Genomic DNA, 12,436 nt, shown 5'->3' with positions numbered 1-12,436 from the left:
TTTTTCCGTTGTGTTGAGCAAAAGCACACCCCTTCGCGTCTAGCGATTCCCCCACAACCAGGTCGTAGTTCGCGGTGTCATAACCGTGAGTGCCTTTCTCGCTCTTACAGAATTTGGTGGGCGGTGCAGAATTCGAATCTGCGACCCCTTGGATGTCGACCAAGTATTCTAACCAGCTGAACTAACCGCCCGATACCGGCATTATAAGGAGAGGGGTCCTATTAAGCAAGTCTTGCCACCGGTGCAAGCCGTTGATTGGCTTTCCTGGGCTTGCCCGGCGGTCATATCCTCTCCCCTGGCGACAGTTTGCTTTACACTAGGGCATTGTCAAAACAAGCATACTCAGCAATGCCTTCCCGGCCAGTCGACCCCGCGCACCTGCACGCCCACCTGGATGGCGACGCCAGCCACGCCCACTTCATCGAGGAACGCAGCCATACCGCCCTCGCGGTCGCCCTCGGCCTGACCCTGCTGTATGCGGTGATCGAGGTGGTCACCGGTTTCATCTCGAATTCCCTGGCCCTGATCTCGGACGCCGGCCACATGGTCACCGACGCCGCCGCCCTCGGCCTGGCCCTGCTGGCCCAGCTGATCGCCAAGCGCCCGCCCTCGGCCCGCCATTCCTTCGGCTTCGTGCGCGCCGAGGCCCTGGCCGCCTTCGTCAACAGCCTGGCGATGCTGGCCCTGGTGGGCTGGATCGGCTGGGAGGCGGTGCAGCGCCTGCTGCACCCCGAGCCGGTCCAGGGCGGCATCGTCCTGGTCGTGGCCAGCATCGGCGCCGGCATCAACCTGCTGGTGGCCTGGGTGCTGTCGCGCGACAACAGCAGCATCAACACCCGCGCCGCCCTGCTCAACGTCATGGGCGACCTGCTCGGCTCGCTGGCGGCGATCGCGGCCGGCGTGATCATCTACTTCACCGACTGGTACCGGGTCGACCCCATCCTGTCGATCTTCGTCTCGCTGCTGATCCTCAAGTCGACCTACGGCATCCTGCGCGAGTCCTACCACTTCCTGATGGAAGGCGTGCCGCACCAGATCGACTACCTCCAGGTGGGGGCCGACATCGCCGCCGTCGAGGGCGTGCTGTCGGTGCACGACCTTCACGTATGGGACATGTCGCCGGGCGAACCGGCCCTGATCGGCCACCTCGAAATCCGCGGCCTGGAGGAATGGCCGGCGGTGCTGGAAAAGGTGCGCGCCATGCTGCGCGCCCGCCACGGCATCGACCACGTCACCCTGCAGCCCGAGGCGGCCGGCGGCAAGCCCCTGGCCGCCCCCGGCGAGCCCGCGCTGTAAGCGGCCTCTTACCGCGCCGTGGCGCGCACGCCGATTGGTCCGCGCGCCCGGGCTGCGCATAATCGGCCCATGAACCCGGACCAGACGGTATTCGACACCCTCATCATCGGCGGCGGCCCAGGCGGGCTCACGGCCGCCATCTACCTGCGCCGCTTCACCCGCAACATCGCCCTGGTGGACAAGGGCCACAGCCGCCTGGGCTGGATTCCGGTCTCCCACAACTACCCTGGCTTTCCAGACGGAATTAACGGCAAACAGTTGCTGGAGAACCTGCGCGCCCAGCTGGGGCGTTATGGCGGGCACGTCATGCCCGGCGAGATCACCGATCTGCGTCTCGAGGACGGGCTGTTCGTCGGCGATTGCGCCGGGCCCGACGGCGACCTGACCCGGCTGCGCGCCCACACGGTGCTGCTGGCCACCGGGGTGGCCGACGCCGGGATGCCGGTGGCGCGCTGGGACGAGGCCGTGGCGGCCGGCGCGGTGCGCCTGTGCCCGGTATGCGACGGCTACGACGTCATCGACCGCCGCATCGGGGTGGTCACCTCGGAGGTCAACCCGGTCGGCCACGCCCTGTTCATGCGCACCTTCAGCGAGGACGTGCTGCTGTTCGAGCGCAGCGCGGCGTCCGTCCTCAACGAGGAAGAGCGGCGCCAGCTGGAGGCGGCGAACGTGCGGCACGTCGAGTCGGCCCTGGTGGGCGTCAGCATGAGCGAGGACCTGAAGCCCGTCCTGCACACGGCCGACGGCGAGGACTACCCTTGTGACGTGTTCTATCCGATGCTGGGCGAGAACGCCCGCTCCGACCTGGCGGCCGGGCTGGGCGCCGAGACCGTCGAGTGCCGCAAGCTGCTGGTCGACGACCACCTGCGCACCTCGGTGCCGGGGCTGTATGCGATCGGCGACGTCACCCGCGGGCTGAACCAGATCGCGGTCGCCACCGGACAGGCGGCGATCGCCGCGACCAGCATCCACAACACCCTGCCCTGGGCCCTGCGCACGACCTGACGGCTCGGCCTGAGCGCCCCTGGCCGAGTGCCCCTGCCTGGGCGGCCCTGCCTGAGCGGCCCTGCCCGAGTGGCCCTGCCCGAGTGGCCCTGACTGGGCGCTAGGGCATGTCGAGCACGGTGCGCACGCGCGCGGCCAGCTCCTCGATCGAGAAGGGCTTGCCCAGTAGTTGCACGCCGTGATTCAGGCCGCCGTGGTGGGTCAGGGCGTCGCGCGGATAGCCGGTGGTGAAGAACACCTTGAGCGCGGGACGGCGGCGCAAGGCTTCGTCCGCCAGCTTGCGCCCGTTCAGTTCCGGCATGACGACGTCGGTGAACAGCAGGGCGATGCCGGGATCGTCGTCGAGGAAGCGCAGCGCGGCCAGCGCGCCGTCCGCCTCGAGCACGTGGTAGCCCAGCATGCGCAGCATCTCAGCCGACAGGGCCCGCACCGCCGCCTCGTCGTCGACCACCAGGATGGTCTCGCCGCCGCCGGCCTGGGCCAGCTCGCGCGGCAGCTCCGGCTGGCTCGGGACCACGCCCTCGCGGTGCCGCGGCAGGTAGATGGTGACCGTGCTGCCCTTGCCGACAGTGGAATCGATCTTGACGTAGCCGCCCGACTGGCGCACGAAACCGTACACCTGGCTCAGGCCCAGGCCGCTGCCGCGGCCGACTTCCTTGGTCGTGAAGAAGGGGTCGAAGGCTTTTTCCAGCACCTCGGGCGACATGCCGGACCCGGTGTCGCGCACCACGATCATCGCGTACTCGCCGCGCGCCGCGCCGTCGATGCCGAAGTGCTCGTCGAGATCGATGTTGCCGGTCGAGATGTGGATACGGCCGCCCTCCTCCATCGCGTCGCGCGCGTTCACGGCCAGGTTGAGCACCGCGTTCTCGAGCAGGTTGGGGTCGGCGTGCACCGGCCACAGGCCGTCGTCCAGGGCGAACTCGATGCGCACACCCGTGCCGAGCGAGTGGGTCAGCAGATCGGCCATCCCGGCCAGCAGCAGGTTCGCGCACAGCGGCTCGGGGCGCAGCGGCTGCTGGCGCGAAAAGGCCAGTAGGCGCTGGGTCAGCTGGGCCGCGCGCCGCACGCCGCTCTTGGCCATCTCGACATAGCGCTGCGCGCGCTCGTCCTCGCCCTGGCGCCGGCCCAGGAGTTCGAGCGCGTTCGAGATCACGGCCAGCATGTTGTTGAAGTCGTGGGCGATGCCGCCGGTGAGCTGGCCCACGGCTTCCATCTTCTGGGCCTGGCGCAGCGCATCCTCGGTGCGGGCGCGCTCGGACACCTCGGCGGCCACGCGGCGCTCGAGGGTGTCGTTCAGCTCGCGCAGCGCGAGCTCGGCCCGGTGCCGCTCGGTGATGTCCTGGAACAGGACGGCCACCTGGCGCCGCTCGGGCGGCTCGATCCGGAACGCGGCCAGCTCCAGGTAGCGCCGGGTGTGCTCGAGTTCGCGCTCGAAGCGCACCGGCTCGCCCGTCAGCAGCACGCGCCGGTAGATCTCGATCCAGCCTTCGGCCTCCAGCGGCACCAGTTCGCGCGCGCGCCGGCCGACCACGTTCCCGATGCCGGTATTGCCCACGAAGGCCGGATTGGCCATCAGGTGCACGTAGTCGCTCAGGGGTCCATGCGGGCCATCCAGGAGTTCGAGCACCGAGAAGCCCTGGTCGATCGACTGGAACAGGGTGCGGAACAGACGCTCGCTCTCGCGCTGGGCTTCCTGGGCCGCCTTGATCGCGGTGAGATCGAGCATCGCGCCGATCATGCGCAGCGCCCTGCCCTGCTCGTCGCGCAGGACTGTTCCGCGGTCATAGGTAGGGGCATAGCTGCCGTCGGCGCGCCGGAAGCGGTATTCGCCGGACCAGACGCTCCCGCCGCCATGGATGACGGCGTCGACCTCGCGGCCGACCCGGTCCCTGTCGTCCGGATGGATGTGATCCAGCCACCAGTCGGCGCTGGTCTCCTCGATCTCGTGACCGAACAGGCTGTGCAGGGCCTGGTTCCAGACCACGTGGCCATCTTCCATGCGCCAGTCCCAGATCGCGTCATTGGTCGCCATCAGGGCCAGGCGGTGGCGCGCCTCGGTCTCGCGCGTCTTTTCGTCCAGGCGTTCGCTGGCGCGCGCCTGCTGCTCCAGCTGCTGCTGCGAGCGCATCTTCTCGGTGGTTTCCTTGACCGTGCAGAACAGGCCGCGCACGGCCCCGCGCTCGTCGCGCACCGGGGTGTAGGTGAAGCTGAACCAGACCGGGGTGTCGACGCCGCCGCGGCGCGCAACGAGCGGCATGTCCTCGCGCAGCACCGGATGCCCGGCCAGGGCCTGGGCGATCAGCGGGGCCACGTCGGGCCACACCTCGCCCCAGACCTGGCGCAGCGGCGCGCCGAAGGCGGCCGGATGCTTGTCGAGCAGTACCTCGGCATACGCGTCGTTGTAGATCAGCCCCAGGTCCTCGCCCCAGGCCACCCACATCGGCACGTTCGATTCCAGCACCAGGCCGGCGGCGAAACGCAGCGCCGGCGGCCAGCCGGCCGGCGGCCCGAGCGGAGAAGCGCTCCAGTCCCGGTCGCGCAGGACGGGAAACAAGGGCGCGCCGTCAGGTCCGAAAGGCGGCGGCGCGTGGATCGCGTCCTCGGGGACCAGGGTCAGTCTTGGCATGTTCATGGACGCGAAAAGAAAAATGGGCGCCGTCGAACGGCGCCGTGCAGCGATCAGCATGCCGTTTCAAAAACGGCAATACTGGTGATCATACTACCAATGGCAGAGCATGGCGACCCCGCCCGGCCCAACTCGGGTCAACAGCGGGACGCGCCGCCATACTGCGGCGGCCCCGCTGTCGAAGAAGATCACGCCGCCTTACGGTAGCGCAGGTCGAAGCGGTCGAGCTCCATGACCTTGGTCCAGGCCTTCACGAAGTCGTCGACGAAATGCGCCGCGCCGTCGCGCGCCGCATACACCTCGGACAAGGCGCGCAGTTGGGCATTGCTGCCGAAGATCAGGTCGGCCAGGGTCGCGGTCCAGCGCCGCTCGCCGCTCTGGCGGTCGGTGCCCTCGAACAGGTGCTTGCTGCCTTCCAGCGGCTTCCAGGCCGTGCGCATGTCGAGCAGGTTGAGGAAGAAATCGGGCGTGAGCAGGCCCGGCCGGTCGGTCAGCACGCCGTGCTTGACGCCGCCGCTGGTGGCGCCGAGGGCGCGCATGCCGCCCACCAGTGCGGTCATCTCGGGCGCGGTCAGCATCAGGAGGTTGGCCTTGTCGATCATGCCGTTGGCCACGTTGCCCTCGGCGCCGGCGCGGATGTAGTTGCGGAAGCCGTCGATGGCCGGCTCCAGCACCTCGAAGGAGACGGCGTCGGTCTGCTCCGCGCTAGCGTCGGTGCGACCGGGCCGGAAGGGCACGCGCACCTCGTGTCCGGCCAGCTTGGCCGCCTGCTCCACCGCGACGCAGCCGCCCAGCACGATCAGGTCGGCGAGCGAGACCCGCTTGCCGCCCACGGCCGCCGTGTTGAACTTCTGCTGCAGGGCTTCCAGCCGCGCCAGCACCTGGCCGAGTTCGGCCGGGTCGTTCGCTTCCCAGTCCTTCTGGGGCGCCAGGCGGATACGGGCGCCGTTGGCGCCGCCGCGCAGGTCGCTGCCGCGGAAGGTCGAGGCGGAGGCCCAGGCGGTCTTCACCAGCTGCGGCACGGTCAGCCCGCAGGCCAGAAGCTCGCCCTTGAGCACCGCGATGTCGGCATCGTTGATTAGGGGGTGGTCGACCTCGGGCAGCGGGTCCTGCCAGATCAGGTCTTCCTGGGGCACCAGCGGTCCCAGGTAGCGCACCTTGGGCCCCATGTCGCGGTGGGTCAGCTTGAACCAGGCGCGCGCGAAGGCGTCGGCGAACTCGGCCGGATTGGCCAGGAAATGCCGTGCGATCTTTTCATAGGCCGGGTCGGCGCGCAGCGCCAGGTCGGCGGTGGTCATCATGGGCTGGTGCAGCTTGCCGGGGATGTGGGCGTCGGGGACGTTGCGGCCGGCCTCGCCCACCGGCTTCCACTGGTGGGCCCCGGCCGGGCTCTTGGTCAGCTCCCACTCGAAGCCGAACAGGGTTTCCAGGTAGCTCATGTCCCACTTGGTGGGGGTCGGGGTCCAGGCGCCTTCCAGGCCGCTGGTGATCGCATGCGCGCCGATGCCCGACTCGTAGCTGCTCTTCCAGCCCAGGCCCAGCTCCTCGATGTTGGCGCCCTCCGGTTCGGCGCTCACGTGGTGGGCGGGGCCGGCGCCGTGGCACTTGCCGAAGGTGTGGCCGCCGGCGACCAGGGCCACCGTCTCGTAGTCGTCCATCGCCATGCGGCCGAAGGTGTCGCGGATGTCGCGCGCCGAGGCGGCCGGGTCGGGCTTGCCGTTCGGCCCTTCGGGATTCACGTAGATCAGGCCCATCTGCACCGCCGCCAGGGGCTTGGCCAGCTCGCGCTCGCCGCTGTAGCGCTCGTCGCCCAGCCAGGTCGATTCCGGGCCCCAGTCGATCGGCAGCGGTTCCCAGATGTCTTCGCGGCCGCCGCCGAAGCCGAAGGTCTTGAAGCCCATCGATTCGAGCGCGACATTACCGGCCAGAATCATCAAGTCCGCCCAGGAAAGCTGCTTGCCGTATTTCTGCTTGATGGGCCAGAGCAGCCGGCGCGCCTTGTCGAGGTTGCCGTTGTCGGGCCAGCTGTTGAGCGGGGCGAAGCGCTGCTCGCCCGAGCGGGCGCCGCCGCGGCCGTCGAAGATGCGATAGGTGCCGGCCGAGTGCCAGGCCATGCGGATGAAGAAGGGACCGTAGTGGCCGTAGTCGGCCGGCCACCAGGCCTGGGAATCCGTCATCAGCGCGTGCAGGTCGGCGATCACCGCGTCCAGGTCGAGTTTGCGGAATTCCTGCTTGTAGTCGAAGTCTTCCAGCATCGGATCGCCGAGCTTGGCGTGCTGGTGGAGGATGCCCAGGTTCAGCTGGTCCGGCCACCAGTGGGCGTTGGTGCGCGTCTGTTTGGGCTTCGCCCCGTGGGCCACGGGGCATTTGAGCTCGGTTTCGGCGGATTGTAGTTCGGTCTGCTGATCGTTCATGCTGGGTCTCCTTCAGGATGGACGCGGTGGACAGGCCGCCTGCTCCACCAGGCGAGCCCCTGACCAGCATACGCTAGCATAAGATGCCCGGCTTGCGTGCGTGCGCGCACGGAAGGCGGGACGGTTTTTCGTCATGAACCGCGCGCCGCCCCGGCTCAGCGCTGCCCTGCGGCAAGAGCGATCCGGCGGCGGATCTGCGTGGCGGCCGCGGCGTCGCCGGCGGCATCGGCCCGCTGGGCCTGGATGCCGAGCCAGGTCAGCAGCGGCCGGCGCCAGCCCTGGTTCGACGCCGTCTCCACCGCCTGGGCAATGCCCTCCGGGGTGATGCGCCCCGCCTTGAAGGCGGCGCCGGCGGCGACCAGGCGCGCCAGCGGATCGGCCACCGCGCCTATCGGTCCGCCCGCGAGCACGGGGCGGTGCTGTTCCGGCAGCAGCTCGGGATCCAGCCCCTGCCAGCGGCCTGCCAGGTAGTCGGCATAGGCGCGCTGGGTCGCCGTCGCGTCCGCTGCCAGGGTGGCGTAGCCGGGGCAATCCTCGAACACCAGGCTGGCCGCCTGCGCCGCGCAGCGCACCAGCTCGACCTGGGCCACGTGGTCGGCGCGGCCGGTGGCGGTGGTGGCCAGGCGCGCCTGGCGGAACTCGGCCTCGGCGGCGGCCGTGTTGCCCTTGAGGTAGTCGTCGGTGAAACCGTCGAGGGCGCCCTTGGCGTCGGCCTGCCAGTCGGGCGGCACGGGTTTGGAGGCGCAGCCGGCCAGGGCCAGCGCGCCCAGGAGGACGAGGATCTTCATGGCAGCTTGATCTCCTGGTTGCTGCGGGCGAAAGGCCACTTGCGGTTGATCTCGTCGACCAGGCGGTTCACCTTGCGCAGGCTGGCGTCGACCTCGCCGCGCAGCGCCCCCAGGTCCTGGGTGGCGACGCGGGCGTTGGCGCCCACCGCCTGGGCCTCGACCAGCACCGCGTCGACCTTCTTGAGGGTGGCGCTGGCGTCCTGCAGCACCGTGTTGAGCTGGCGGATTGCGGCCTGGCTGTCGTCCATCACGCCGGCCTTGCCGAACACCCGCTGGTCGGTCTTGGCCAGGATGCCGTTGATGCGATCGAGCGACTCGGCCAGCTTGCGCGCCTCCTCGTCGCCTCCCAGCACCCCGCCCAGCACGCCGTAGCGGCCGGACATGCGGCCGGTGACGGCATTGATGTTGGCCAGGCTGGCGTTGATGTCGGATTCGGAGGCCGTCATGCTCTCCAGGTTTTCGAGCAGCTGGCGCGCGGTGGCGACGATGCGCGGGATCTCGGCGGTGGCGTCGCCGCGCAGCACGGTGCGGGTGGCGCCCGGCGGCAGCGGCGGGTCGTTCAGCAGGCCGGTGTAGGCGCGCAGGCGGGTCTCGCCGACGATGCTCGATTCGAGCGTGAACACGCTCGAGGTGCGCAGCCACTTGGCGTCCTTGCTCTGGACGTCGACCAGGATGTGCACCTTGCCGTCGCTGGCCAGGTCGACCTGGGCCACGCGGCCGATCGGGAAGCCGGCGAAGGTCATGTCCATGCCGGGGATCACGCCCGACGAGTCTTCGGCCACCAGGGTCAGGCGCTGGGTCGGCTCGAACACGCCGCGCGCGTACATCACGTACAGCACGAAGGCCCCGATCAGGGCCCCCACCAGGATCAGGAGGGCGACCGCCTTGGCTTCGACATGCGCGGGTTCGTCGGGAATCGGTTCCGTCATGGACTTCCTTCGTTCAAATGTATTTGAGGGCCAGCGAAGCCGCTTCGATCACCAGCAGCACGAACAGCAGGCGCAGCGCGCCCGGCTGGACGGTGGAGACCACGCGGCGCGGATAGCGCTGCAGTTCGAGGATGGCGGCGGTCGGGATCAGGGCGACCGCGAGGCCGAACAGCACGGTCTTGATCACGAAGCCGGCCGTCACCACCGGCGCGAACACCCGCCCGACGGTGCGGGTGTAGTCCGAGACGCCCCAGGGCGAGAGGCCGTAGACGTTCAGGTAGGCCAGCACCAGCACCACGGTCGAGGTGACCATGGCCAGGCTCAGGACCGCGACCGCGTTGCCGATCAGCTGGGGCACCAGGTCGCGCCGCACCCGGCGCAGGGCCTCGTCGCTGGCGGCCTGCGGCGACAGGCCGGCGCGCGCCAGGCCCAGGGCCGAGGCGTCGAAGGCCATGCCCGCGCGCAGGGCCACGAACATGGCGGCCGAGAGCGGGATCAGTTCCAGCACCAGCACCCGCACCACCATCTCGAGGGCGTAGTGGGACAGGCCGTAGCTCTTGGCCGTGACCAGCACGATGCGGATAATGACGGTGCTGACCAGGGCCGAGGCCAGGGTGAACCAGGGCAGCACCTGCCAGGTGCCGACATAGATGTAGCGCGAGGCGGCCAGGCGGTTGGCGCGGTGGTAGGTGGAGGGCGACAGGGCCATCACGATGGCGACCGCGCCCAGGTGGATCATGTACCACCAGCTGCGCAGGTAGCGCGCCAGGGCGAGGCCCCAGAACTGGGGGTGGGCGGACAGGTTCAGGGATCGGCGCATGGGTGAATGATACCGAAATGGCAAGGGGGTGGGCTAGGGTTTGTCTATACGGGACGCGCGGTGGTGTGCGGGGGGAACTTGGGTTCCCGCCAAGGGGGCCGCCGAGGCCGGGAACGACGGGTTACGGCAGCAGGCACTTTACGGGACGCGCGGGTGGTGTGCGGAAAACTTGGATCCCGGCCTGCGCCGGGATGACGTTGTCAAGCGGCGGCGGGCAGTAGCGTGCACGAGTTCCGCAAGCGTTACCGTCGTCCGCGACCTGTATACGTCATCCCGGCGCAGGCCGGGATCCAAGTTCTGCGTGCATACCCTACTGCCTCCTCGCCTCCATCACCCCCGACACCTCCGCGATCGCCCCCAACGCCTTCTGCAACTGCGCCGTCGACGCGATTTCGGCCGTGAAGACCATCCGGGCCTGCCCCTTCGCGCTCTGGGTATTCACCCCGATCACGTTGATCTTCTCGCGCGAGAACACCTCCGAGATGTCGCGCAGCAGCCCCTGGCGGTCGCCGGCGAGGATGAACAGGTCGACCGGATACACCGTGTCGCTCCCCGCCAGCCCCCAGTCGGTCTCGATCACCCGTTCCGGCGCCTTGGCGCGCATCTCGGCGAAGTTCTTGCAGGTCAGGCGGTGGATCGACACCCCCTTGCCGCGCGTGACGAAGCCCACGATGGGGTCCGGCGGCGCCGGCTTGCAGCACTTGGCGAGCATGGTCAGCATGCCCTCCGTGCCGACCACCAGCACGCCCGACTTGGCGCCCTGCTCCACGCTCGAGGCGCGGCTCTTGTTGATCACCGCCGCATCTTCCACCGGCGCCTGGGCCGCCTCGTCGTGCAGGGCCGCCTCCACGTGGCGCAGGCTGAACTTTTCCTTGCCGACCTGGAGGAACAGGTCGTCCACCTTGGCGAAGCCCAGCTTGTGCGCCAGCGCTTCCAGGTTGACCGCGGTCTTGCCCTCGCGCTGGAGCGACTTCTCGACCATGGCCCGACCCTGGGCCAGGGTCTCGGCCAGCTCCTGGGCGTGGAACCAGGCGCGGATCTTGGTGCGGGTGCGGTTCGAGACCGTGTAGCCGGGGCTGAGCCAGTCGCGCGAGGGGCCGGCGCTGCCGGGCGCGCCCTTGGCGGTGATGATCTCGCAGGTCTGGCCGTTCTTGAGCGGGGTGTTGAGCGGCACCATCACGCCGTCGATCTTGGCGCCGCGGCAGCGGTGCCCCACCTCGCTGTGCAGGTGGTAGGCGAAGTCGATCGGGGTCGCGCCCACCGGCAGCTCCAGCACCCGCGCCTGCGGGGTGAGCACGAAGATGCGGTCGTCGAGGGTAGTCGCCTTGAGCTTTTCCACCCATTCGCGCTGCAGGTCTTCCTGGCCGGCGACGACGTCGGCGACGTCGCTCTTCCAGGCCAGCAGCTGGCGCAGCCAGGCGATCTTCTCGTCGTACTTCTGGCTCTTGAAGCTGGAGCCGCCCTCCTCCTTGTAGCGCCAGTGCGCCGCCACCCCGTATTCGGCGAAGTTGTGCATCTCCTGGGTGCGGATCTGGACTTCGAGCGGACGCCCGTCCTCGGCCGTCACCACCGTGTGCAGCGACTGGTAGCCGTTGGGCTTGGGACGCGAGATGTAGTCGTCGAATTCCTTGGGGATCGGGGTCCAGATGTTGTGGACCACGCCCAGCACCGTGTAGCAGGTCTTGACGTCCGGCACGATCACGCGGAAGGCGCGCACGTCGTACAGTTCGGTGAAATCGAGCTCCTTGCCGCGCATCTTGTTCCAGATGCTGTAGATGTGCTTGGGCCGGCCCGAGACCTCGGCCTTGATGCCGGCCGCCGCCAGCTCGCCCTGCAGGCGCGCGATCGAGGACGCGACGAAGCTCTCGCGCATCATGCGCTTTTCTTCGAGCATCTTGGCGATGCGCTTGTAGGTCTCGGGTTCGAGGAAGCGGAAGGACAGGTCCTCGAGCTCCCACTTGAGCTGCCAGATGCCGAGGCGGTTGGCCAGCGGGGCGTAGAAGTCCAGCACCTCGCGCCCGTAGGCGTGGGTGAGCGCGTCGAAGCGCTTCTGGTCGGCGAAGTAGCGCAGCGTGGCCGCGCACGAGGCCAGGCGCATCAGCACCACCCGCATGTCCGAGGCCATCGAGAGCAGCATCTTGCGCAGGGTCTCGACCTGGGCCGCCGCCTGCTGGGCCGCGTTCTTGCCGCTTCCCACCGGGACCTGGGCGGCGGTCAGGTCGCGCAGGCGGATCAGCTGCAGCAGCCCGCGCACCAGGTCGGCCACCTCCTTGCCGAAGCGCTCCTCCAGCCGGTCGCACACGGCCGGCTCGAGCGTGGCCAGCTCGGCCAGCAGGCCGGCGATGCGGGTCTCGGTGTCGGTGCGCAGGTAGGCCAGGGTGCCGGCCACGCCCAGCGAGAATTCGAAGGCGTTCTGGCCGGACGCGGCGGTGCGCTCGCCGTAGCCTTCGGCGGCGTAGTCGAGCGCGAGGTGCACGCGCGCGCAGTCCTCGGGACTCAGCCCCTGGACCAGCTGGGCCCGCGCGTCGCCAAGTACGGCGGTCGATACCATGATG

Annotated in this window: 8 protein-coding genes and 1 tRNA gene; 2 read left to right on the top strand and 7 right to left on the bottom strand. The window is 69.2% G+C overall.

The genetic code is table 11. The annotated features are described in order from the left end of the window. Window positions 1-114 precede the first annotated feature (114 nt). A tRNA-Val gene (locus tag B0920_RS03825) sits at window positions 115-191 on the bottom strand. 157 nt (window positions 192-348) lie between these two features. Between B0920_RS03825 and B0920_RS03820 the strand changes: the two genes are divergently transcribed. Continuing rightward, the gene (locus B0920_RS03820; protein ID WP_078031235.1) at window positions 349-1,296 is read left to right on the top strand and encodes a cation diffusion facilitator family transporter; all 948 of its coding nucleotides are present in this window, start codon (window positions 349-351) and stop codon (window positions 1,294-1,296) included. A gap of 69 nt (window positions 1,297-1,365) precedes the next feature. Next, window positions 1,366-2,301, top strand: coding sequence for an NAD(P)/FAD-dependent oxidoreductase (locus B0920_RS03815; RefSeq protein WP_078031234.1), 936 nt, complete (start codon window positions 1,366-1,368; stop codon window positions 2,299-2,301). Between the two features lie 100 nt (window positions 2,302-2,401). Here B0920_RS03815 and B0920_RS03810 read toward each other — a convergent pair whose 3' ends face one another. From B0920_RS03810 to B0920_RS03785, 6 genes are all read right to left on the bottom strand, one after another. Continuing rightward, the gene (locus tag B0920_RS03810; protein WP_078033277.1) at window positions 2,402-4,930 is read right to left on the bottom strand and encodes a PAS domain-containing protein; all 2,529 of its coding nucleotides are present in this window, start codon (window positions 4,928-4,930) and stop codon (window positions 2,402-2,404) included. Window positions 4,931-5,118: 188 nt separating this feature from the next. After that, window positions 5,119-7,344 carry a catalase/peroxidase HPI gene (gene katG, locus B0920_RS03805; protein ID WP_078031233.1) on the bottom strand — a complete coding sequence of 742 codons (2,226 nt, stop codon included), beginning with the start codon at window positions 7,342-7,344 and terminating at the stop codon, window positions 5,119-5,121. Between the two features lie 155 nt (window positions 7,345-7,499). Next, a complete protein-coding gene (locus tag B0920_RS03800; RefSeq protein WP_078031232.1) occupies window positions 7,500-8,132 on the bottom strand; it encodes a hypothetical protein in 633 nt (210 codons plus the stop codon). Continuing rightward, on the bottom strand, window positions 8,129-9,061 hold the full coding sequence (locus B0920_RS03795; protein ID WP_078031231.1) for an MlaD family protein: 933 nt from the start codon (window positions 9,059-9,061) through the stop codon (window positions 8,129-8,131). The genes B0920_RS03800 and B0920_RS03795 overlap by 4 nt, the downstream gene beginning before the upstream one ends. Window positions 9,062-9,074: 13 nt before the next feature. Beyond that, on the bottom strand, window positions 9,075-9,881 hold the full coding sequence (locus tag B0920_RS03790) for an ABC transporter permease (protein WP_078031230.1): 807 nt from the start codon (window positions 9,879-9,881) through the stop codon (window positions 9,075-9,077). A 310-nt stretch (window positions 9,882-10,191) separates the two neighbouring features. Further along, the gene (locus tag B0920_RS03785) at window positions 10,192-12,432 is read right to left on the bottom strand and encodes a bifunctional (p)ppGpp synthetase/guanosine-3',5'-bis(diphosphate) 3'-pyrophosphohydrolase (RefSeq protein ID WP_078031229.1); all 2,241 of its coding nucleotides are present in this window, start codon (window positions 12,430-12,432) and stop codon (window positions 10,192-10,194) included. Window positions 12,433-12,436 lie beyond the last annotated feature (4 nt).

It is taken from the genome of Massilia sp. KIM, from assembly GCF_002007115.1.
Lineage (GTDB): Bacteria > Pseudomonadota > Gammaproteobacteria > Burkholderiales > Burkholderiaceae_D > Telluria.
This window is presented reverse-complemented; position numbering and strand designations above follow the sequence as displayed.